This is a genomic window from Serratia sp. Ag1, from assembly GCF_000743355.1.
In the GTDB taxonomy this organism is placed as follows: Bacteria; Pseudomonadota; Gammaproteobacteria; order Enterobacterales; family Enterobacteriaceae; genus Chania.
Map to the genome: position 1 here is coordinate 175,597 of NZ_JQEI01000016.1, position 20,770 is coordinate 196,366.

General features: G+C 53.8%; 23 protein-coding genes and 1 other RNA gene. 7 read left to right on the forward strand and 17 right to left on the reverse strand.

Annotated features, from left to right (window positions below; all coding sequences use genetic code 11):
* The first annotated feature begins 11 nt into the window (after positions 1 to 11).
* Positions 12 to 875: a 16S rRNA (cytidine(1402)-2'-O)-methyltransferase gene (rsmI, locus tag IV04_RS10950; RefSeq protein ID WP_037397719.1), complete on the forward strand. Its 864-nt coding sequence runs from the start codon at positions 12 to 14 to the stop codon at positions 873 to 875.
* 41 nt (positions 876 to 916) lie between these two features.
* Positions 917 to 1,295, forward strand: an RNA gene (gene rnpB, locus IV04_RS24675) — RNase P RNA component class A.
* Between the two features lie 45 nt (positions 1,296 to 1,340).
* On the opposite strand, the gene IV04_RS10955 is transcribed toward rnpB, so the two are convergent.
* Entirely contained in the window at positions 1,341 to 2,042 is a 702-nt protein-coding gene (locus tag IV04_RS10955) for a pirin family protein (protein WP_037397721.1), read from the reverse strand.
* A 109-nt stretch (positions 2,043 to 2,151) separates the two neighbouring features.
* Here IV04_RS10955 and IV04_RS10960 point away from each other — a divergent pair, with 109 nt between their 5' ends.
* Positions 2,152 to 3,057, forward strand: a complete 906-nt coding sequence (locus tag IV04_RS10960; RefSeq protein ID WP_037397725.1) for a LysR family transcriptional regulator — start codon at positions 2,152 to 2,154, stop codon at positions 3,055 to 3,057.
* A 25-nt stretch (positions 3,058 to 3,082) separates the two neighbouring features.
* Here the strand turns inward: IV04_RS10960 and IV04_RS10965 are convergent, their stop codons facing one another.
* The 11 genes from IV04_RS10965 to IV04_RS11015 form a co-directional block, all read right to left on the reverse strand.
* Complete coding sequence (locus tag IV04_RS10965; RefSeq protein ID WP_037397728.1) at positions 3,083 to 4,069, reverse strand: glutathione S-transferase family protein; 987 nt, start codon at positions 4,067 to 4,069, stop codon at positions 3,083 to 3,085.
* A gap of 75 nt (positions 4,070 to 4,144) precedes the next feature.
* Positions 4,145 to 4,540: a DoxX family protein gene (locus tag IV04_RS10970; RefSeq protein ID WP_037397731.1), complete on the reverse strand. Its 396-nt coding sequence runs from the start codon at positions 4,538 to 4,540 to the stop codon at positions 4,145 to 4,147.
* 277 nt (positions 4,541 to 4,817) lie between these two features.
* Positions 4,818 to 5,105, reverse strand: a complete 288-nt coding sequence (locus IV04_RS10975) for a YqjK-like family protein (RefSeq protein ID WP_037397734.1) — start codon at positions 5,103 to 5,105, stop codon at positions 4,818 to 4,820.
* Positions 5,083 to 5,502 (reverse strand): phage holin family protein, encoded by a 420-nt coding sequence (locus tag IV04_RS10980; protein ID WP_037397975.1) that lies wholly within the window; start codon positions 5,500 to 5,502, stop codon positions 5,083 to 5,085. The genes IV04_RS10975 and IV04_RS10980 overlap by 23 nt, the downstream gene beginning before the upstream one ends.
* A 2-nt stretch (positions 5,503 to 5,504) precedes the next feature.
* Complete coding sequence (locus IV04_RS10985) at positions 5,505 to 5,810, reverse strand: YqjD family protein (protein ID WP_037397737.1); 306 nt, start codon at positions 5,808 to 5,810, stop codon at positions 5,505 to 5,507.
* A gap of 160 nt (positions 5,811 to 5,970) precedes the next feature.
* On the reverse strand, positions 5,971 to 6,345 hold the full coding sequence (locus tag IV04_RS10990; protein ID WP_037397741.1) for a DUF1090 domain-containing protein: 375 nt from the start codon (positions 6,343 to 6,345) through the stop codon (positions 5,971 to 5,973).
* A gap of 132 nt (positions 6,346 to 6,477) precedes the next feature.
* Positions 6,478 to 6,852, reverse strand: a complete 375-nt coding sequence (mzrA, locus tag IV04_RS10995) for an EnvZ/OmpR regulon moderator MzrA (protein ID WP_037397745.1) — start codon at positions 6,850 to 6,852, stop codon at positions 6,478 to 6,480.
* Positions 6,849 to 7,529: a DedA family protein gene (locus tag IV04_RS11000; RefSeq protein WP_037397748.1), complete on the reverse strand. Its 681-nt coding sequence runs from the start codon at positions 7,527 to 7,529 to the stop codon at positions 6,849 to 6,851. Before IV04_RS11000 ends, mzrA begins: the two co-directional genes overlap by 4 nt.
* A gap of 127 nt (positions 7,530 to 7,656) precedes the next feature.
* Positions 7,657 to 8,100 carry a hypothetical protein gene (locus IV04_RS11005; protein ID WP_037397751.1) on the reverse strand — a complete coding sequence of 148 codons (444 nt, stop codon included), beginning with the start codon at positions 8,098 to 8,100 and terminating at the stop codon, positions 7,657 to 7,659.
* A 181-nt stretch (positions 8,101 to 8,281) separates the two neighbouring features.
* Positions 8,282 to 9,058: a transcriptional regulator ExuR gene (gene exuR, locus IV04_RS11010; protein WP_037397754.1), complete on the reverse strand. Its 777-nt coding sequence runs from the start codon at positions 9,056 to 9,058 to the stop codon at positions 8,282 to 8,284.
* 116 nt (positions 9,059 to 9,174) lie between these two features.
* Complete coding sequence (locus tag IV04_RS11015) at positions 9,175 to 10,473, reverse strand: MFS transporter (protein WP_037397757.1); 1,299 nt, start codon at positions 10,471 to 10,473, stop codon at positions 9,175 to 9,177.
* A 399-nt stretch (positions 10,474 to 10,872) separates the two neighbouring features.
* Between IV04_RS11015 and uxaC the strand changes: the two genes are divergently transcribed.
* The 3 genes from uxaC (at position 10,873) to IV04_RS11030 (ending at position 14,415) form a co-directional block, all read left to right on the forward strand.
* A complete protein-coding gene (gene uxaC / locus IV04_RS11020) occupies positions 10,873 to 12,285 on the forward strand; it encodes a glucuronate isomerase (protein WP_037397760.1) in 1,413 nt (470 codons plus the stop codon).
* 8 nt (positions 12,286 to 12,293) lie between these two features.
* Positions 12,294 to 13,784: a UxaA family hydrolase gene (locus IV04_RS11025; RefSeq protein ID WP_037397763.1), complete on the forward strand. Its 1,491-nt coding sequence runs from the start codon at positions 12,294 to 12,296 to the stop codon at positions 13,782 to 13,784.
* 73 nt (positions 13,785 to 13,857) lie between these two features.
* On the forward strand, positions 13,858 to 14,415 hold the full coding sequence (locus IV04_RS11030) for a YgjV family protein (protein ID WP_037397766.1): 558 nt from the start codon (positions 13,858 to 13,860) through the stop codon (positions 14,413 to 14,415).
* Here the strand turns inward: IV04_RS11030 and sstT are convergent, their stop codons facing one another.
* From sstT to IV04_RS11055, 5 genes are all read right to left on the reverse strand, one after another.
* Entirely contained in the window at positions 14,416 to 15,654 is a 1,239-nt protein-coding gene (sstT, locus tag IV04_RS11035; RefSeq protein WP_037397769.1) for a serine/threonine transporter SstT, read from the reverse strand.
* Between the two features lie 265 nt (positions 15,655 to 15,919).
* Positions 15,920 to 16,894 carry a TerC family protein gene (locus tag IV04_RS11040; RefSeq protein ID WP_037397772.1) on the reverse strand — a complete coding sequence of 325 codons (975 nt, stop codon included), beginning with the start codon at positions 16,892 to 16,894 and terminating at the stop codon, positions 15,920 to 15,922.
* A 254-nt stretch (positions 16,895 to 17,148) separates the two neighbouring features.
* A complete protein-coding gene (locus IV04_RS11045; RefSeq protein WP_037397775.1) occupies positions 17,149 to 17,880 on the reverse strand; it encodes a glutamine amidotransferase in 732 nt (243 codons plus the stop codon).
* A 1-nt stretch (position 17,881) separates the two neighbouring features.
* The gene (locus tag IV04_RS11050) at positions 17,882 to 18,862 is read right to left on the reverse strand and encodes a Gfo/Idh/MocA family protein (protein ID WP_037397778.1); all 981 of its coding nucleotides are present in this window, start codon (positions 18,860 to 18,862) and stop codon (positions 17,882 to 17,884) included.
* A gap of 77 nt (positions 18,863 to 18,939) precedes the next feature.
* Positions 18,940 to 19,446, reverse strand: coding sequence for a M48 family metallopeptidase (locus tag IV04_RS11055; protein ID WP_037397781.1), 507 nt, complete (start codon positions 19,444 to 19,446; stop codon positions 18,940 to 18,942).
* Positions 19,447 to 19,596: 150 nt separating this feature from the next.
* Here IV04_RS11055 and rlmG point away from each other — a divergent pair, with 150 nt between their 5' ends.
* The gene (rlmG, locus tag IV04_RS11060; RefSeq protein ID WP_037397783.1) at positions 19,597 to 20,736 is read left to right on the forward strand and encodes a 23S rRNA (guanine(1835)-N(2))-methyltransferase RlmG; all 1,140 of its coding nucleotides are present in this window, start codon (positions 19,597 to 19,599) and stop codon (positions 20,734 to 20,736) included.
* Positions 20,737 to 20,770 lie beyond the last annotated feature (34 nt).

Below are 20,770 nucleotides of genomic sequence, written 5' to 3' on the forward strand. Positions count from 1 at the left end.
CGGATGAAACAATGAATCAACAGCAACAATCAGCCATTTCTGCCTCAACGCTGTACGTGGTGCCTACCCCCATTGGTAACCTGGGAGATATCACTCATCGGGCACTCGAAGTACTGAAAAGCGTCGATCTGATTGCGGCGGAAGATACGCGCCATACCGGGTTGCTGCTGCAACACTTTGCCATTAGCGCGCGGTTGTTTGCGCTGCACGACCATAACGAACAGCAGAAGGCGGACCAATTGCTGGCGAAACTGCAGGAAGGCCAGAGCATAGCATTGGTTTCCGACGCTGGCACGCCATTGATCAACGACCCGGGTTATCACCTGGTGCGCCGATGCCGTGAAGCCGGGATCCGTGTTGTGCCGTTGCCGGGGGCCTGTGCCGCCACCACGGCGCTGTGCGCTGCGGGGGTAGCTTCCGATCGCTTCTGTTACGAAGGATTCCTGCCTGCGAAAACCAAAGGCCGTAAGGATACTCTGCTGGCGCTGGCAGAGGAACCGCGCACGCTGATTTTCTATGAATCAACCCACCGTTTATTGGAAAGCCTGCAGGATATGGTCACCGTATGGGGGCCGGAGCGCTATGTGGTGCTGGCCCGTGAGTTGACCAAAACCTGGGAGTCGATCCATGGCGCGCCAGTGGGGGAACTGCTGGCTTGGGTGCTGGAGGATGAAGTTCGTCGTCGTGGAGAAATGGTGCTGATTGTCGAAGGGCACAAGGCGCAGGAGGACGCACTACCTGCAGAGGCGCTGCGCACGCTGGCGTTGTTGCAAAAAGAGTTGCCGCTGAAAAAAGCGGCGGCGCTGGCGGCAGACATCCACGGCGTGAAGAAAAATGCGCTGTATAAACATGCGCTGGAACATCAGGCCGAGTAAAGCTGTTGACCTGTTGCGGCCACGACGCTACTATCCGCGCCGGAGTTGACCAGACAGTCGCCGCTTCATTGCCGTCCTCTTCGGGGGAGACAGATGGAGGGGAGGAAAGTCCGGGCTCCATAGGGCAGGGTGCCAGGTAACGCCTGGGGGGCGCAAGCCTACGACTAGTGCAACAGAGAGCAAACCGCCGATGGCCCGCGCAAGCGGGATCAGGTAAGGGTGAAAGGGTGCGGTAAGAGCGCACCGCGCGGCTGGCAACAGTCCGTGGCACGGTAAACTCCACCCGGAGCAAGGCCAAATAGGGGTTCGCATGGTACGGCCCGTACTGAACCCGGGTAGGCTGCTTGAGCCAGTGAGCGATTGCTGGCCTAGAGGAATGACTGTCCACGACAGAACCCGGCTTACCGGTCAACTCCCTCTACAACAGATAACCCCGTGTAGCTTGAGCTGCGCGGGGTTTTTCTTTTAAACCGGTAAATCAATCAGCAAAGCACGTAACGGCGATTCTGCCCGCAGGGTAAGGCGATGTTCCTCGTGGATAAACGCACCGTCTCCGCAGGTCAGTTTTTGGCTGTCATGATGTTCACCGTTGGCTGAAAGCGTGCCGTGGATCGATTGCAGGTAAGCGCGTGGCCCGTTCAGCGCCAGCGTTTGCTGCTCACCAGCTTGTAAATTCAGATGATGGATCCACACCTGTTGCCGCAGTTGCAGGCTGCCTTGCGCGCCATCGGGCGAAGCCAGCAATTGGTATGGCTGTGAGGGCAGATGCAAACGTTGTATCCGATCGTTGTTGCGCTCTGGGCAGGCATCTAACCACAGTTGCATTCGGGTGAGCGGTGTTGTGTTGCTGATATTCTGTTCGCTGTAACTGAGCCCGGCCTGAGTCGCGAACAGGAGTGCTTCTCCGGCAGCAGCGCGCACGGTGTGACCATCGCTGTCGCGGTATTCGGCTTCCCCTTGCAGGATCAGATTCAGAATATCAACGTTAGGGTAAGTGCGTGGTTGGAATGAAGCACCGGGTGCCAGCACTTCCTGATTCAACACGCGCAATGAGGCATAACCCATCAGCTTCGGATCAAAGTAATGCCCAAAGGAAAAGGTATAGCGAGCCTGCAGCCAACCAAAGTCAGCTTGCCCGCATTGTTGTGCTGTTCTGCATGTAATCATGGCAATCGGCTCTTTAAATATTCATAACTCAAATGGTAAGCATCTGGACGCCGGATTGTTAGCCAGTTAATCTGGTCGGCATATTCAAATTTCCTGAAAGAGAGATCCGATGGCCAGAGATCGTGCATTAACGCTGGAAGCACTGAGGGTAATGGATGCGATTGACCGCCGTGGCAGCTTTGCCGCCGCTGCCGATGAACTGGGGCGAGTGCCTTCAGCACTCAGCTATACCATGCAAAAACTGGAAGAAGAACTGGATGTGGTGTTGTTCGATCGTTCAGGGCATCGCACTAAGTTTACCAACGTCGGGCGGATGTTGCTGGAGCGCGGGCGTGTGTTGCTCGAAGCGGCGGATAAATTGACCACCGACGCAGAAGCGTTGGCGCGCGGTTGGGAAACCCATCTGACCATTGTGAGTGAGGCGTTGTCACCAGCGGCTAAATTGTTCCCACTGATCGACAAACTGGCGCTGAAGGCCAATACCCAGGTCTCGATCTTTACTGAGGTGCTGGCCGGTGCCTGGGAACGCCTGGAGCAGGGGCGTGCTGACATTGTTATCGCGCCGGATATGCACTTCCGTGCCTCATCAGAAATCAACACCCGCAAATTATACAAAGTGATGAGCGTTTATGTGGCGGCACCGGATCATCCGATCCATCAAGAGCCGGAGCCGTTGTCAGAAACCACGCGGGTGAAATATCGTGGTATTGCGGTGGCCGATACCGCGCGTGAACGGCCAGTGCTGACTGTGCAACTGCTGGATAAGCAGCCGCGTCTGACGGTCAGTACGATTGAAGATAAACGCCGCGCTTTGCTGGCGGGTTTGGGGGTAGCGACCCTGCCGTACACCATGGTGGAAAAAGACATTGAAGCAGGGCGCTTGCGCGTGGTGGGGCCGGAATACAGCCGTGAAGTTGAAATTATCATGGCATGGCGGCGCGACAGCATGGGCGAGGCTAAATCCTGGTTCCTGCGTGAGATCCCACGCCTGTTTGCCCGGCAGGACAATCAGTAACCACGCCAGTGGGCGGGGTTAAATGTTAACCAAAGTGCCGATCGCGCCCGTGCGGCGCATTCAGATCTTGCGCGGGCCCGACAGAAATAATGCCATGCGGGTTGATGGTGGCGTGGCTGCGGTAATAGTGATGGCGGATATGTGCCAGGTTAACTGTTTCCGCGATGCCCGGCATCTGATAGATATCGCGCAGAAGGCCATACAGATTAGGGTAATCGCTGATGCGGTACCGATCGCATTTGAAATGGGTGACATACACCGGATCGAAGCGCACCAGCGTAGTCCACAGGCGCAAATCCGCTTCGGTCAGGCGCTCGCCAGCCAGAAAGCGCTGTTGCCCCAGAATCTGCTCCAGCCGCTCCAAGGCAACAAACACCCCGTTTACGGCTTCATCATAAGCCTCTTGGCGGGTGGCAAAGCCCGCTTTGTAGACCCCGTTATTTACGCTGTCATAAATCCAGCCGTTCAGCTCGTCGATCTCGGTGCGTAATTCAACGGGATAATAATCACCTGCGCGCGCGCCCACGGCATCGAATGCACTGTTAAACATGCGGATGATGTCGGCAGATTCATTGCTGACGAGGGTGTTTTGCTGTTTATCCCACAGTACGGGGACGGTGACACGCCCGCTGTAGTGCGGATCGGCTCGCAGATAAAGCTGATAGAGAAAGTCGTTATGATGCAGAGTGTCGCCCGTGGTGGCAGGAAAGTCTTTCCCAAAGGTCCAACCGTTTTCCCGCATCAGTGGATGAACAACGGAAACCGGAATGATCTGCTCCAGACCTTTCAGCTTGCGCATCAGCAGGGTGCGGTGTGCCCAAGGGCAGGCGAGGGAAACATAAAGATGGTAACGATTTTGCTCGGCTTTGAATCCCCCGTTCCCCTGTTCGCCGACCTTACCGTCTGCCGTAACCCAGTTACGGAACTGAGAGGTTGAACGCTTGAAACGACCGCCGGTAGAGGTGGTGTCATACCAAGTGTCTTGCCAAACGCCATCAACGAGCTGGCCCATGATGATCCTCTTCATTTGCTGTATGAGAAAAGCCAAAGGCCCAGCAGAGTTCTGGGCCTTTGGAGAGAGTTCAGCTTACCATTTTTTGTTCAGAATACGGTCGATGCTGAAGGCGCCGGGGCCTGCGACGGCCAGCACGATGTAGCCACCAGCAATAGTCAGGTTTTTCATGAACATCAGTTGGTTGACACCTTCGGCAAAGTTAGTATGGAATAACAGTGCGGTCAGAATGGTGAAACCGGCGGTGAACAGTGCCACGGTGCGGGTCAGGAAGCCGAACAGAATCGCCAGACCGCCGCCAAGCTCCAGCAGAATGGTCAATGGCAGTAGAAAACCAGGTACACCCATTGCTTGCATGTATTGTTGGGTGCCAGCATAGGCATCACCCATTTTGCCGTAGCCTGCCACGATAAACAGGATTGGCATCAAAATACGTGCAACCAGCAAGCCTGCATCTTCTAATTTTTTCATCATTAACTCCAAAAGTCATTTTGTTCGCCAATCTAGGCATCTGTTCGGCCAGACAGCGTTATGCTGACGATGGCCTGTTGATGAAATTAATAGTAGACGAGAATGATTGCTGTTGTTAGCAAGTAAATCTGTCAGATTTTTTCAAAAAAATTGAATTTCTCGACCATCATTAAAATACAATGAATCAGGACGTTGCCATGCCTTTGGTCGCCAACGCGTAAAATTTGTGCAGAATCCGCGCTTTTACCCTGGGATAGTTGAACGAGTGGTGAAGGGTTTACTTGGCGGGGAAGGCTTTCCGGAGCAAACGAACCGTGCTCCAAACGCCCAACGCACGGCGTGACCAACGGATAAATTTGCCGGGATGGCGGATGCCGTACAGAGCAACCATGCTGGAAGCAATAGCCACGTATTTACGCAGGCTGGCCAGCGTTTGCCAGCCTTGATCGAGATATTCGGTCTTGTCCAACCAGAGAGCTTTATTCGCTGCCAGATCCTGGCGCTGTTGCTGGATCTGCTGAATCAACTGCTGTTTTTTCCATTCACGGTACTGGCGGCGATTCATTATTCCCCTCCAGCGCGGAGCGATCCAGTTTCAGTTGCCTGCGTGACGCGCTTAACAGTGTCGAACGGCGAGCCTTAGCCAGGGTCCAGATAACCCCCACAATCGCCAGAAACAGTAAGATGGCGGTGGTGGTGCCTAGTGCGATCAGGCGATAAACAGGGTCAATGGCCCAAAAAATCAGCAATAACAGGCTCATCAGACCAAAAGCGGTGAATAGCAGGGTGATCCCCGCCATTAACAGTAACTGAACGAGGTTGGCTTTCTCCTCTTCCAGTTCGATAACGGCCAGGCGCACGCGCGTTTCCACCATGTTGACCAGAATGGTGAGGATGCGCTGGCCGATATCCAGAAGCCCTTTAGCGGGCCCCTGGGTGCGAGTTTTCGGTTGTTCGCTCATCATCAACGGCGCGCAAGCAGAACGCCTAACACAATGCCTACCGCAGCACCAATACCGACACCGGTCCACGGGTTTTCACGCACATAATCGTCTGCCTGGCAGGCCATCTGTTTGGTTTGATGAGCCAGTTTATCGCCCGCATCACTCAGGCGAGCGCGAGTATCTTTCAGCGTGTTTTCTGCTTTGGTGCGTAGTTTATCCAGCTCAGCTTTAGATTTATCGGTAGAAGAGTTCAGCACTTCTTCCAACGTATCGGCCAGCGACTTCAGTTCAGCGCGTAAGTTTTCTGCATTTGAATCTTGTGCCATTTCGATAACTCCTTAACGTCGACAGACCTCCAACATAGCGGATTTATTCGTTGGAGCAAAGGGCTTATGTCTGGTTGATATCACTGACCTATAACGTGAAAGGCTGCAAAAATCCCGCCATAGCTGGGCTCTTATCGATAAATCCGCTGGTGTAAAAAAATTATTCCGCCTGAGCTGCCTTCAGCTCGGCTTGTGCTTCGGCCAGTTTTTGCTGCTTTTTGGCAACTTTTTCCGCTTTGCCTGTTTGCCGAGCAGCTTGCAGTTCTTGCTCACGCTCGGTGACTTTTCTTTTTTTATCAGCAATTTTCTGTTGGCGATCTGCTGCCAATCCGGTGTCTGTACAATGGGTTTGCACTTCGCTTAACGCTTTTTCCAAGCCCTGTACGCGGTAAGTGTTACCGTATCGCTTGGCGTAATCAATCTGCGTTTGAATCGCCTGTGCTTTTTGAGCACAACTGCTGTTATTAGTGGCCGAAGAGAGAGCCGAATAGGCCAGAAGGGGAATTGCCAGTAAGAGAGCGTGACGTATTTTCATGACATTCAATTCCTTATTGGGAGGGGCTTCCTGCCGCCAGTGGCTATATAAATAGCCGATAATCCTCAGTGAGGATCGGCAGAGATGGCGGGTTAATCAACCCAATAGAATAACCCTTTTAGTAGCAGAGAATTATCCTAAATTGAACGGGGCGCGAGCAAACTTGTGCACCCAATGGCTGGGTGCTGGGGATTCGCTTAGCGCTATGATATAGCCGGGGGGAAGAATGGTTTGCAAGGTTTCACGCGCCAACAATTGTTGCTCATGGGAATCCAGACGGATCACCAAACCGTTGCCATCGGGGGTAATGCTTTTGATGCGGATACCGCGTTCATCCAGACGCTGATAGACATAAAAACCGTCTGGCAACGACTGGCCCTGATCGGGGGCATGAATACGCAGTTCGCTTTCCGTGCGTACCATATAGGGCGCGAGTGCCGTGACCAAGGCCAGCAAAACCAGTGCGCTGACCAAGGTGTATTGCCAACGTGGACGCTTGGCGTTCACACGCCCTTTCCCTGACCTGGATTGCCTGAACGCTTCTTGCGCCACAGTACCACCAGTGAACCGATCAGCCCGACGACCAGCAATACCAGCGGCAGCATCATCAGGCCAAACATCAGTTGATCTTCATACTTGCGGAACATCGGGGTTTTACCCAGAGCGAAGCCGACGGAGACCAGGATCAAAACCCACAGTAGGCCGCTGATCCAGTTGAAGACCTGGAAGCGGGTATTGCTCAGGCCGGACAGGCCAGCGATGGTTGGCAACAGGGTTCGTACGAAAGCCAGGAAACGCCCGATCAGCAGCGCCGATAGCCCGTGGCGGTGGAACAGTTGGTGTGCTCGCTGGTGATAGTGAGCGGGCAGGTGTGAAAGCCAACTCTGCACCGTTCGCGTATTCCCCAGCCATCGGCCCTGGATGTAACTGACCCAGCACCCCAGGCTGGCGGCGGTAGTCAGGATAAAAATTGTTACCGGGAAATTCATGGTGCCTTTTGCGACCAGAACACCCACCAGGATCAGCAGGCTGTCACCCGGCAGGAAGGCTGCGGGCAACAGACCATTTTCCAGAAATAAAATCATGAACAGCAGGACATAGAGCGTCCAGACCAGCGAAGGGTTAGCCAGCGTTTCGAAGTCTTGCTGCCATAAGGCGTCCAACAATTGCTTAATGATATCCATCCGGTGTTCCTAAAACGTCATTGTTTGCTTTATTCAGCGCTGGGGCGCGGTGAGCGGAAACCCAGTGTGCTGATAGTGATGAAACGGTGTTGCTTTATTCGTTAGTTCTAATGGATGCGACACCGGGTCATAAGTGATAAGTCACTGAACCACGGTAAAGAATATTGCTATCTTTCCAGCCACTGATTCTGCTTTGCTGCTGGGAGGAGTGCAGGGCCCAGTTGATTTGCGCAAGCCAGTTCGGTGCAGGTGAGTCTGCCTGCCGCTGAGGCTTGGTATTACTGTCTGCGCCCGTCGCTAAAGTATAGGTTGGAACTTGCTGTGCGGGAGAAAGCAATGAGCTGGAGAAGGGCTGAACCCGTGGCAATAACAGCAGCAATTTGCCAGGGGCTTTACGACGTAGCTCCGCCCGAGAGGGGGAAACCGGGTCGTCAGGAGAAAGCTGTGGCCTATCAGAAAATGCCAGAGAAACTAACGCTTTGGCTGTGGTTTGTTCTGCATAGAGATTTTCGCCGGAAACCGAGCTGGCCCAGCAAAAAAGAGCAATAAGCATGGCAAACAACCAGCGCATGTATTCGCGTTCCGCCCCCAAGCCAGTAGGTAAAAAAGTGGTCTAATTCTACCAAAATAGCATGATTGGCAACAGGGAAATCTGCATCACGATCAGTGAAATGTCGTGTAGCAGGCACCAGGAGCGGCATCGATTCAGCCGATTTTACATTACCTGACAATACCTGCCGTTTGGTGAGCCGCTATTTGTTGCCAGCGGCAACGTTTTCCAGATGGACTACCGGGTTCTCTGCAAACAGGTAGCGATCGGCATTGTATTCAAAATCGTCGGTGGTGGCGTTGAACAGCATCTGCTTGGTATTTTCCAGGTGCTGCCACATTGCCAGCTTGGCGGCGTGGGGATCTTTGCGGATCAACGCCTTGAGGATCTCGTCGTGATCGTCACACCAACTGGCGATTGAGCGAGCGTCAATATGCTCATGCAGTTTGATCCAGTAAGGGTTGCTCACCCTCTGCACCCACATTTTTTCGACAATCGTTGCCATCGCGGTGTTTTGGGTGGCCAACGCCACCTGAACGTGGAATTTGAGATCCCAATCAGAGTCGCGGAAGCGATCCTCTTTGCGTGCCTGTTCCTGGATCTCCATCAGGTTAACGATATCCTGTTTGGTCACCTGAGTGGCGGCGAATTCGGCGATGTTGCTTTCGATGAGCTGGCGCGCCTGCAGCAGCTCAAAAGGCCCAGCGGTGGCAAATTCGAGGCTATCGCCCGGTATCACCAGGTTTTTCTGCTGGTTGGAGATGACGTGGATCCCAGAGCCTTTGCGTACTTCGACATAGCCTTCAACTTCCAGCATGATAATCGCTTCGCGCACTACGGTGCGGCTGACGTTCATTTCTTCAGCGATATAGCGCTCCGCTGGCAGCTTATCACCCACCGGATAGACCCCGCTTTCAACGCGTTGTTTGAGCTCGGCGGCCAATTGCTGATAAAGGCGTCTGGTTTCAGTGAATTCCATAGTGAATACTCTGTGGTAGGAAGGCTCGGTGCCATAGTACTTGTTATACCACTTATCCACTATTGCTGCCAGTAGCGCACTGGTGGAAAACCCGGCACAAGGCCGGGTTGCTGAGGTTAACTGTTGGCGTTTGCTGTTTGTAAAGGGGTTGGTGGGGGTTCGACTGCGGGTCGGTTTTGCAGTACGGTCCAAATCACAATTGCCCCGAGAATATCGAACACCGACAGCGCAGCAAATAACGGGCTGAAGCCCAGAGTATCTGCCAGAGCGCCCACGACCAGAGCGAACATGGTACTTGCCGTCCAGGCAGCCATGCCGGTCAGGCCGTTAGCGGTGGCCACCTCGTTACGGCCAAACACGTCTGAGGAAAGAGTAATCAGCGCACCAGACAGCGACTGGTGGGCAAAACCGCCGACGCACAACAGAGCGATAGCGGCATATGGGCTGGTGAATAAACCGATCATCCCCGGGCCAATCATCAGTACCGCGCCCATAGTCACCACCAGTTTGCGTGACACGATCAGGTTCACTTTAAAATGTTTCTGGAAGAACGGCGGCAAGTAGCCCCCCACGATGCAGCCGAGATCGGCAAACAGCATCGGCATCCAGGCGAACATGGCAATTTCTTTCAGGTTAAAGCCGTAAGCTTTGAACATGAACAGCGGGATCCAGGCGTTGAAGGTCCCCCAGGCCGGTTCAGCCAAAAAGCGTGGCAGTGCGATGCCCCAGAACTGCCGGTTACGCACGATCTGCCAGGCAGACATTTTTTTGGCATTACTGGTTTGGTGCTGGGCTTCTTGCCCATCGAGAATATAAGTACGCTCTTCACTGCTGAGTTTTTTCTGGTCTTTCGGGTGTTTATAGAAAATCAGCCAGCAGATGGCCCAGATCAGGCTCAGTATCCCGACGATGATGAACGCCAGCTCCCAACTGTGGGCGACAATCGCCCACACCACCAAAGGCGGAGCAAGCATGCCACCGATGGAGGAACCGACGTTAAAGTAACCCACGGCGATCGAGCGCTCTTTGGCAGGAAACCACTCACTGGTGGCTTTCAGGCCCGCAGGGATCATGGCGGCTTCAGCCATCCCTACTGCACCACGGGCCATGGCCAGGCCGCCCCAGCTATTAGCCAGAGCGGTGCCCATACAGAACAAGGCCCACAGAATGGCAAACATCGCATAACCGATCTTGGTGCCGAGCACATCCAGTATGTAACCGGCGACGGGTTGCATGACGGTATAACAGGCGGAATAAGCGGCAACAATATAGGAATATTGCTGGGTGGTGATATGCAGCGTGCCTTCCAGTGTGGGGGCCGCGACAGCCATTGCGTTACGGGTCAGATAACCGAGTACGGTACCGATGGTCACCAAACCGATCATGTACCAGCGTAACCCTTTAATTTTACGCATCCAAAACTTCTCCCAATCTTGAAATTTCTGCCACCGGTAAACCCGTGGCGTTTCATGTGGTGATTCCCTTTCATTCGTGTTTGCCAGTCTTCCTGTCACCGGCATCCCCCCTGCACAAGCCATAGTGAACTGTTGAAAAAGAGTGCGGGGTGATGAGACAATAACTTGTCATACAGGTTTGAAAGTTGAGTGATATCACAAAAGCTGAGAATCAATTGGGCAATAATAGATTGCAAATTGTTACACCAGTTCGGTGAGGTTTTGTCGATAAAATGTGCTCAAGGCGACGCTTTTACGGGTACTGCAGGCGAAAAATGACTGGACGCTGGATTAAATTGGTGTGATAACTTTTCCGAATTAACCGCAAGGCTAGCCAAGAAACAAGGTGAGGAACCCGATATGGCCACGTTTTTGAGCGATGATTTTTTGTTGGACAGTGAATTTGCCCGCCGCCTCTATCATGATTACGCTGCAGATCAGCCAATTTTCGATTATCACTGCCATCTGCCACCACAGCAGATTGCCGAAAATTACCGTTTCCAAAACATGTATGATATTTGGCTGAAGGGCGATCACTATAAATGGCGGGCAATGCGCACCAACGGGGTAGCTGAGCGCCTGTGTACTGGCGATGCCTCCGATCGTGAAAAGTTTGATGCCTGGGCCGCGACGGTGCCGCATACCATTGGTAACCCCCTCTATCACTGGACGCACCTGGAATTGCGTCGCCCGTTTGGTATTACCGGCAAACTGCTATCACCGAGCACAGCAGACGAGATTTGGCAGCGTGGTAACCAATTGCTGGCACAAGATGCATTCAGCGCGCGTGGCATCATGAAACAGATGAACGTGAAGATGGTGGGGACTACCGATGATCCGATCGACGATCTGCGCCACCATAAAGCGATTGCCGCTGATGGCAGTTTTGATATCAAAGTGTTGCCAAGCTGGCGGCCAGATAAAGCCTTTAATATTGAAGCGCCAGGGTTCAATGACTATCTGCAACAGTTGGAAGCCGCCGCAGATACCTCGATCACGCGTTTCAGCGATCTGCGCGACGCGCTGAAAAAACGTCTGGATTACTTTGCGGCGCACGGCTGCAAGGTTTCCGATCACGCGCTGGATGTGGTGGTTTACGGTGAAGCCGATGAAGCCACGCTGGACAGTATTCTGGCGCAGCGGTTGAGTGGCAAGATGCCAACCCCGCAGCAGAGCGCACAGTTCAAAACCGCCGTGCTGCTGTTCCTGGCCAGCGAATACCAGCGCCGTGAGTGGGTACAGCAATATCACATCGGTGCGTTGCGTAATAACAACAGCCGGATGTTTGCCACTATTGGCCCGGATATCGGTTTTGACTCAATTAATGATCAACCGATGGCTGAACCTTTGTCGCGCTTGCTGGATGCGCAGGCGAAGCAGGGCAATCTGCCAAAAACCATCCTTTACTGCCTTAACCCGCGTGATAACGAAGTGCTTGGCACCATGATCGGCAACTTCCAGGGTGAAGGCTTGGCGGGCAAGATGCAGTTCGGCTCCGGCTGGTGGTTTAACGATCAGAAAGACGGCATGCAGCGCCAGATGACCCAACTGGCTCAGCTTGGGCTGCTCAGCCGTTTTGTCGGCATGCTGACCGACAGCCGCAGTTTCCTGTCTTACACGCGCCACGAATACTTCCGTCGCATCTTGTGCCAGATGATTGGCCGCTGGGTGGCAGACGGCGAAGCTCCGGCGGATATCGTATTGCTAGGCGAAATGGTGAAAAACATCTGTTTCGATAATGCCAAGCAATATTTTGCTATCGAATTGGCATAGGTTGGTGTATGCAACGCATCATAAAAATTCATTCAAAAGACAATGTGGCGGTGGCGCTGTGTGATTTGGCTGCCGGAGAGACGCAAACGCTGGGCGAACGCGTTATTACGCTGGCGCAGGACGTCGCGCGTGGGCATAAGTTTGCTCTTGAACCGATTGCCGTAGGCGAGATGATCGTCAAATACGGTTTACCAATCGGTCATGCGTTGGTGGCGATTGCGCCGGGTGAGCATATTCATTCGCAAAATGCCAAAACCAACCTGAGCGATCTCGACAGCTACCAGTATCAACCGGAATTCCAAACTTTACCGGCGCAGGCAGCGGATCGCGCGGTGCAGATCTATCGGCGCAGCAATGGCGAGGTGGGGATCCGCAACGAACTGTGGATCATCCCCACGGTCGGTTGTGTCAACGGCATTGCTCGCCAGATCCAGCAACGCTTTTTGAAGGAAACCGGCGAAGCGCAGGGGATCGATGGCGTCCATCTGTTCAGCCACCCGTTTGGCTGTTCGCAGCTTGGTCAGGATCATGAAAATACCCGTACCATGCTGCAAAATATGGTGCGTCACCCGAATGCCGGTGCGGTGCTGGTTATCGGTTTAGGGTGCGAGAACAACCAGGTAGACGCATTCCGCACCACGCTTGGCGAATTTGATGAGCAGCGGGTGCACTTTATGGTTTGCCAGCAGCAGGATGATGAGGTTGAGGCCGGGCTGGAGCATTTACATCAGTTGTACCAGATCATGCGCGACGATCGCCGTCAGCCGGGCAAGCTCAGCGAACTGAAGTTTGGCCTGGAGTGCGGCGGTTCCGATGGTTTATCCGGTATTACGGCCAACCCGTTGCTGGGGTGTTTCTCGGATTATGTGATCGCCAACGGCGGCACCACGGTATTGACGGAAGTGCCGGAAATGTTTGGTGCTGAACGCATTCTGATGAGCCGCTGCCGTGACGAAAGCACCTTCGAAAAAACCGTCAGTATGGTCAATGACTTCAAGCAGTACTTTATCGCCCACGATCAGCCGATCTACGAAAACCCATCGCCGGGTAACAAAGCGGGCGGCATCACCACATTGGAGGAGAAATCACTCGGTTGTACCCAAAAAGCCGGGCAGAGCCAGGTGGTGGACGTGTTGAAATACGGCGAACGCCTGCGTCAGCCGGGGCTAAACCTGCTGAGTGCGCCGGGCAACGATGCCGTTGCCACCAGTGCTTTGGCCGGTGCCGGTTGCCATATGGTGTTGTTCAGCACCGGGCGCGGCACGCCATACGGGGGTTTTGTGCCAACGGTTAAACTGGCTACCAACTCAGAGTTGGCGGCTAAAAAACCGCACTGGATCGATTTCGATGCCGGGCAACTGATCCACGGTGTGCCGATGGATAAAATGTTGGGGCAGTTTGTCGATCTGATTGTCGCGATTGCCGATGGCAAACCGGCGCGTAACGAAGTTAATGACTTCCGCGAACTGGCGATCTTTAAAAGCGGAGTGACATTGTAAAGCCTGACGGGCGGGAGTAGCATAAAACGGCGTTTTAATTCCAGCGTTTGCTATTTCCGCCCCAGGATCCCTCATGACGTTTTATTGGTTTGCTCAGGCCGTTGGCGTATTGGCCTTTTTAGTGGGTATCACCAGCTTTTTCAATCGCAACGATCAGCGCTTTAAACTGCAATTATCGGCTTACAGCCTGATTATCGGCGTGCATTTCTTCCTGATGGGGGCCAGCGCTGCGGGCAGTAGTGCGCTGTTAGGGGCGTGCCGTAACCTGATCTCCATGCGTACTCGCAGCTTATGGATGATGTGGTTTTTCATTATCCTGACGCCGATCATTGGCTTGTCCCATTTCAAGCACTGGATCGAACTGTTGCCCATTTTGGGGACGACAGCCAGTACCTGGGCTCTGTTTCGCACCCGTGGCCTGACGATTCGCTGTGTGATGTGGTGCTCAACCGCGTGTTGGGTGACGCACAATATCTGGCTAGGCTCGATTGGTGGCTCGCTGATTGAAGGCAGCTTCCTGCTGATGAATGGCTTCAACATCATCCGTTTTCGCCGCCTGCAACTACGTGGTATCGATCCTTTTGCTGCAGAAAAAAAGGCGCCCAATGGGCGCCTGGCTGACGATCGTTAACTACCGGCGGTTCTTCAGCGGATCTTTATCGGCCAACCGCTGGTCTTCTGCCTGACAGGCGGCTGCGGTAAACAGCACGTCGGTGGAAGAGTTCAGCGCGGTTTCTGCCGAATCCTGCAAGACGCCAATGATAAAGCCCACGGCGACCACTTGCATCGCGACATCGTTCGGGATGCCGAACATGTTACAGGCCAGTGGGATCAGCAACAGCGAACCGCCTGCCACCCCGGAAGCACCACAGGCACAGATGGCCGCTACCACGCTCAACAGCAGAGCGGTTGGTACGTCTACTGGGATCCCCAGCGTATGCACTGCAGCCAGGGTCAGCACGGTGATGGTGATCGCGGCACCGGCCATGTTGATGGTGGCACCCAGCGGGATAGAAACCGAATAGGTATCTTCGTTCAGATTCAGCTTTTTGCTGAGCTCCATGTTAACCGGAATGTTAGCGGCGGAGCTGCGGGTAAAGAAGGCGGTGACGCCGCTTTCACGCAGGCAGGTAAACACCAATGGATACGGATTACGACGGATCTTCCAGTAAACGATCAGCGGGTTAAGCACTAACGCGACCAGCAGCATACAGCCAATCAGCACCACCAGCAGTTGGGCATAACCCCACAGTGCGCTAAAGCCGGTTTCCGCCAGCGTAGAGGCCACCAGGCCAAAAATCCCCAAGGGCGCACAGCGGATCACGGCGCGCACTACTAAGGTGATGGCGTGTGACATATCGGTGATCAGTGTTTTGGTGGTTTCAGAGGCATGGCGCAGTGCTAGGCCCAGACCAACCGCCCAGGTCAGAATGCCGATGTAGTTGGCATTGATCAATGCATTGAACGGGTTGGCGACCACGCTCATCAGCAGATTTTTCAGCACCTCAACGATACCCCCCGGCGGGTTGATATCGGTATTCCCCACGGCCAGAGCCAGCGTTGAGGGGAAGATAAAACTGATTAAAACGGCGGTCAGTGCGGCCGCAAAAGTACCGATCAGATAGAGGAACAGAATCGGGCGAATATTGGTTTTCTGGCCCTGTTTGTGATTGGCGATAGAGGCCATCACCAGCACCAGTACCAAGACCGGGGCAACGGCTTTCAGTGCGCCGACGAACAGCGAACCAAGTAGGCCAATAGCGGCGGCACTGGCTGGCGAAACCAGGGCGACCACGATACCGGCGACCAAACCGACCATTATTTGTTTAACCAGGCTGCCCTGAGTGATGCGTACTAATAGTTTATTCATGATGCTCTTGCGTTTCCGCTCCCCTGAAATGTGATTTACAGATGATTGCGCCTCGGTAGGAACTTTTAGTTTTATCTGTAACTAGGTGTGTTTGCCCGAGCAGTATTCAGTAAATGATAGGGGTTGAAAAGAGGGGATGCTGAAATTCCGTGTGTGGAGTAATCGTTTATAACATTCTATTTACATTTATGTGATCGCAATAACATTTGGCCTTATACGCTTATTGCCAGACAATCACGGGGCGACTCGCGCCCCGGATAACAGATTATGGTGTGTTTCTCGATTTCATATCGTTACGGTGGTTGACCCAGATGTTGATCAACAGCGTCAGCAGCAGAATACCGGCCACCGTGCCCAGAGAAATGGCGATCGGGATATGGTAGAAATCGACGATCAGCATTTTAATACCGATAAATACCAGAATCACCGACAGGCCATATTTCAGCATCGAGAAGCGTTCCGCCACGTTAGCCAGCAGGAAGTACATGGCACGCAACCCCATGATGGCAAAAAGGTTAGAGGTCAGGACGATAAACGGATCGGTGGTCACGGCGAAGATCGCAGGGATGCTGTCAACGGCGAAAATCACGTCGCTCAATTCCACCAGGATCAGCACCAACAACAGCGGCGTAGCGAACAGTATGCCGTTGCGGCGCACGAAAAAGCGCTCGCCTTCCAGATTATCCGTCATACGCAGGTGGCTACGCAGCCACTTCACCAGCGGTTTGTCACCGATGGCGGCATCATCTTCCTTCGCCAGCGCCATCTTGATACCGGTGAACAGCAGGAAAGCGCCAAACAGATACAGCAACCAGGCGAATTGTGTAATCAGCCAGCTACCAGCAAAAATCATGATGGTACGCAGGATGATAGCGCCAAGTACGCCGAAGATCAGGACACGGCGTTGTAAATGAGCCGGGACGGCAAAATAGCTGAACAGCATCAGCCAAACGAAGACGTTATCAACCGCCAGCGCTTTCTCAATCAGGTAACCGGTCAGGAAGGCCAGAGCTTGCGTGTCTGCCACGGCGCGCCCGGCGGTCTCGTTCAGGTAGTACCAGAAACCGGCGTTAAACAGCAGTGCCAGGCTCACCCACACCAAAGACCAGCAGGCGGCCTGCTTCAGCGTCATGGTTTGTGCGCCTTTGCGGCCTTGCAACAGTAAATCAATCACCAGCATAACGACGATAATGGCGGCGAAACTGGCCCATAGCCAGGGAGTACCAACGGTATTCAACATCGGGGATATCCTTTAGAAACAAAAACGGCCAACGTCGGAAGACGCTAGCCGCTCTGTGAACGCTGCAAGCAAACCTCGCCTTCCGGCAAGGTCTCACTTACAACGTTGATGAAGGTTATGACACCTTGGACATCAGGTTGCCCGGTAACCGGATGCTTGCGCATCGTAATGACGATTAACCGGCAATGAAGTTACTCCCCTTTGCGTGGCAAAAAATAATGCAAAACCTGCGGGGGGTCAATGTTTAAAAATCGTTACCCAGCATTTAAGCGCTGCGCGCCGAGGCTGACGACAAAACCTTGCAACAGCATCTGGCTGAATGGGGTATTGCTAACCTGTTGTTGTTTAACAAGGTAAGTCTGTTGATTGGCGGGATCCCGCTCGCTGAGCCAGCTCAGATAGCGCTGCATGGCCGTGCCGTCAAATTCCGGGTGGAATTGGGTGGTTAACGCGTGATCGCCATAGCTCAGGATCTGGCAAGCATCCTGCTGCGAACGTGCCAGCACGTCGGCACCGGGTGGTGGCGTCAGCACCGATTGTGAATGGATCAGATTCGCTTTGAAACGCGGCGGCAATGCGGCAAGGCGCTTATCGTTGCTGGCGGCGGGCAGCAGTTCGATCTCCAATGTACCGACCTCCATCCCCTGCGGGTGATAGCCGACTTCTCCTCCTAACGCATAAGCCAGCAACTGATGGCCGTAACAGACGCCAAAAATCGGCAGCCTGATCTGCATCGCCTGTCGCAGCCACGCCGCTGCTTGCTCACTCCACGGCAGTTGTTCCGTCACCATTGCTGGTGAACCGGTGATCACCACGCCGCAGTAGTTTTCTGGCGGCAACAGGGGCTCACCGGCAGGAAGATGAACGGTCTGCACGCGATCGGCAGCGATATTCCCTTGTTGCAGGAACATCTGGTCAAAGTTGGCCAGTTCACGGCGAACGGCTTCCGGCGCATCGCCGGTTTGCATCAACAGTAACGGTTTCATCTCATTCATCATCCGCCGGGAAGACCACACCGGTTTGACGACGGATTTCGGTCAGCAAACGGGCGAGAGTTAATGAGTTTGCTAAACCGGGGTGTTCGATCTGCCGTTTTTCCACCAGTTCGACAAAGGCTTCCGCCTCATACAGCATGGTATTGATGTGCTGTGGTTGGGTCAGGTCCTGCTGGCTGGCACCGCGCGGTGTCAGCACCACTTTCTGATATTCGGAGATCTTCTCGATCACCAATGTGCCGTCTTCCCCCTGGATCTCGCTGGGAATGTTCGAGTTGCTGACTTTGGAGTGCGTAATGGTTACGTCAAAATCACCGTAGTTCAGGCAGACGGTGCCGTGAGCATCGACCCCGGTATCCAGTAGCGACGCAGTGGCCAGCACCGTTTGCGGAGCACCGAACAACGCCACCGCGTTGGCAACGCAGTAATAGCCAATATCCATGATCGAACCGTTGGAGAATTGCGGATTAAAGGTATTAGGGTTTTCACCGGCCAGATAACGTGGGTAGCGGGAAGAGTATTGGCAAAAGTTGAGGAGAGCCTTACGCAGCCTGCCTATTTTCGGCAATGCCTGTTGCAGCACCCGGAAGTTCGGCAAATAGGCGCTTTTAAATGCTTCAAACAGCACTACCTGATTTTCGCGCGCGCAGGCCACCAGCTTTTCCACTTGCTGCAGATTGGACGCCAGCGGTTTTTCGCAGATCACATGTTTTTTATGGCTGAGGAACAGCAGTGATTGCGGGTAATGCAACGCGTTAGGGCTGGCGATATACACCGCGTCGATCGCATCGGATTGTGCCAGTTCTTCGAGAGAATCGAAAAAATGTTCGACAGGGTAGTTGGCCCCAAATGCTCGCGCCTGTTCGAGGCTGCGTGAATAAATGGCGGTCAGCTTCATGTTGCCGCTCTCATGAGCTGCATCGATAAAACTTTCCGTAATCCAGTTGGTGCCAACGACAGCAAAACGAATCATAGGTAACTCCGGTTCCCGCAAACAAGTGGCTTAGGGAACCAGATTAACACGCCATAAATGGAAGGCGAATGATTGTGTTAGCCGTACAGCGCACCAAATAATGACAGATGTGTGAGGTACAACCGGGTATCAAATTCCAGTTGGTGATAACTGGGTTCCATATGGCAACACAGGCTGTAGAACGCTTTGTTATGGTCTTTCTCTTTCAGGTGCGCCAACTCATGCACCACAATCATCCGTAGAAAAGCTTCTGGCGAGTTTTTGAACACTGTCGCTACACGGATCTCCGCTTTGGCCTTCAGCTTACCGCCCTGCACGCGAGAAATGGCGGTATGCATACCCAGCGCATGTTTCATCACCTGAATTTTGCCGTCGTAGGCCACTTTGCTCAACGGTTGGGCATTGCGCAGATGCTGGTTTTTCAGATCGACGGTAAACTGATAGAGCGACTTGTCGGTGGTGTAGTCGTGCACCTGCGGGTAGCGTTGCAATAACACTTCGCCCAGCCGTTGCTGCTGGATCAACTGCTGCACCTGCGCTTGCAGATGTTCGGGATAGCCTTGCAGGTAGGTCAACTCAGACATGCTGTTCAGAATTCAGTGGCGAAACGGGGCCTATATTGTATGACGTTTTTCCGCGCAAATCCCGCAAAGGGCAATTAATCCCAAAAAACATTTTACTGATGCGCGTTTTTAGGGGATAAACGGCTCAAATTTTATCAGTCAGGAGGGGCAATGAGCCAACTCGATCTGGGAACACAGCAACTTGAGCTGGAGCGTTATCCCCAACAAGAAGAATCCACCCAACTACAGGCGTGGGAAGCTGCGGATGAATATCTGCTGCAACAGCTTGAAAATATCGCCGTGGGCGAGCGCCCTGTGCTGATTTTCAACGATAATTTCGGCGCGCTGGCCTGCGCTTTGCATGCTCATAAGCCTTACAGCATCACTGACTCTTACATGAGCCAACTGGCAACCCGCCATAATCTACGGCTGAATGAACTGGATGTTGAACAGGTGACGCAGCTGGACAGCCTGGCGGAACTGCCTGCCAACCCGGCGGTGGTGCTGATTCGGGTGCCGAAAGCGCTGGCCTTGCTGGAGCAGCAACTGCGGGCGCTGCGCAGCGTGGTGGCTGCCGACACGCTGATTATCGCCGGTGCCAAAGCCCGTGACGTGCATACGTCGACCATGCAGGTGTTTGAGCGCGTGCTCGGCCCGACCCGCACCAGCCTGGCCTGGAAAAAGGCGCGCCTGATTTATTGCCAGGTGAGCGACATCGTGCCTCCAACTGCTCCGGAAACCACCAACTGGCTGCTAGATGGTACAGAGTGGCTGATCCACAATCACGCCAACGTATTTTCACGCGGCAGCCTGGACATTGGTGCGCGCCTGTTCCTCGAGCATTTGCCGCAGGATCTGGGCGGCCATATCGTCGATCTTGGCTGTGGCAACGGCATTATCGGTATGCAAGCGCTGGTGCAAAACCCAGAAGCGCAGATGACTTTTGTCGATGAGTCTTATATGGCGGTGGCGTCCAGCGAGCTGAACGTAGCGCACAACCTGCCGCAGGAGATGGATCGCTGCCAGTTTGAAGTGAACAACTCACTGGCGGGTATTGAGCGTGAAAGTTTGCAGGCCGTGTTGTGTAACCCCCCGTTCCACCAGCAGCATGCGATCACCGATCATACGGCCTGGCAGATGTTCTGCGATGCCAAGCGTTGCCTGCAAGTCGGGGGTGAACTGCGCATCGTTGGCAACCGCCACCTGGATTATTACCAGAAGTTGAAGCGCCTGTTTGGTAACTGCACCACCTTGGCGTCTAACCAGAAGTTCGTGATCCTCAAAGCGGTCAAGTCTGGCGCACGGCGTTAATGTGTGCGGGCGCAGTGTTACGCTGCGCCCCAGT

Bases quoted from the DNA above. Each gene is read 5' to 3' on its own strand.
- IV04_RS11030 (WP_037397766.1), top strand. From the start codon at position 13,858: ATGACGTTTTATTGGTTTGCTCAGGCCGTTGGCGTATTGGCCTTTTTA.
- IV04_RS11050 (WP_037397778.1), bottom strand. From the start codon at position 18,862: ATGATTCGTTTTGCTGTCGTTGGCACCAACTGGATTACGGAAAGTTTT.
- IV04_RS11005 (WP_037397751.1), bottom strand. From the start codon at position 8,100: ATGCGCTGGTTGTTTGCCATGCTTATTGCTCTTTTTTGCTGGGCCAGC.
- IV04_RS11045 (WP_037397775.1), bottom strand. From the start codon at position 17,880: ATGAAACCGTTACTGTTGATGCAAACCGGCGATGCGCCGGAAGCCGTT.
- IV04_RS11040 (WP_037397772.1), bottom strand. From the start codon at position 16,894: ATGTTGAATACCGTTGGTACTCCCTGGCTATGGGCCAGTTTCGCCGCC.
- IV04_RS10965 (WP_037397728.1), bottom strand. From the start codon at position 4,069: ATGGGCCAGCTCGTTGATGGCGTTTGGCAAGACACTTGGTATGACACC.
- IV04_RS10955 (WP_037397721.1), bottom strand. From the start codon at position 2,042: ATGATTACATGCAGAACAGCACAACAATGCGGGCAAGCTGACTTTGGT.
- IV04_RS11015 (WP_037397757.1), bottom strand. From the start codon at position 10,473: ATGCGTAAAATTAAAGGGTTACGCTGGTACATGATCGGTTTGGTGACC.
- IV04_RS11000 (WP_037397748.1), bottom strand. From the start codon at position 7,529: ATGGATATCATTAAGCAATTGTTGGACGCCTTATGGCAGCAAGACTTC.
- IV04_RS10960 (WP_037397725.1), top strand. From the start codon at position 2,152: ATGGCCAGAGATCGTGCATTAACGCTGGAAGCACTGAGGGTAATGGAT.
- IV04_RS10980 (WP_037397975.1), bottom strand. From the start codon at position 5,502: ATGAGCGAACAACCGAAAACTCGCACCCAGGGGCCCGCTAAAGGGCTT.
- sstT (WP_037397769.1), bottom strand. From the start codon at position 15,654: ATGAATAAACTATTAGTACGCATCACTCAGGGCAGCCTGGTTAAACAA.
- uxaC (WP_037397760.1), top strand. From the start codon at position 10,873: ATGGCCACGTTTTTGAGCGATGATTTTTTGTTGGACAGTGAATTTGCC.
- rlmG (WP_037397783.1), top strand. From the start codon at position 19,597: ATGAGCCAACTCGATCTGGGAACACAGCAACTTGAGCTGGAGCGTTAT.
- IV04_RS10985 (WP_037397737.1), bottom strand. From the start codon at position 5,810: ATGGCACAAGATTCAAATGCAGAAAACTTACGCGCTGAACTGAAGTCG.
- rsmI (WP_037397719.1), top strand. From the start codon at position 12: ATGAATCAACAGCAACAATCAGCCATTTCTGCCTCAACGCTGTACGTG.
- IV04_RS10975 (WP_037397734.1), bottom strand. From the start codon at position 5,105: ATGAATCGCCGCCAGTACCGTGAATGGAAAAAACAGCAGTTGATTCAG.
- exuR (WP_037397754.1), bottom strand. From the start codon at position 9,058: ATGGAATTCACTGAAACCAGACGCCTTTATCAGCAATTGGCCGCCGAG.
- IV04_RS11055 (WP_037397781.1), bottom strand. From the start codon at position 19,446: ATGTCTGAGTTGACCTACCTGCAAGGCTATCCCGAACATCTGCAAGCG.
- IV04_RS10990 (WP_037397741.1), bottom strand. From the start codon at position 6,345: ATGAAAATACGTCACGCTCTCTTACTGGCAATTCCCCTTCTGGCCTAT.
- IV04_RS10970 (WP_037397731.1), bottom strand. From the start codon at position 4,540: ATGAAAAAATTAGAAGATGCAGGCTTGCTGGTTGCACGTATTTTGATG.
- IV04_RS11025 (WP_037397763.1), top strand. From the start codon at position 12,294: ATGCAACGCATCATAAAAATTCATTCAAAAGACAATGTGGCGGTGGCG.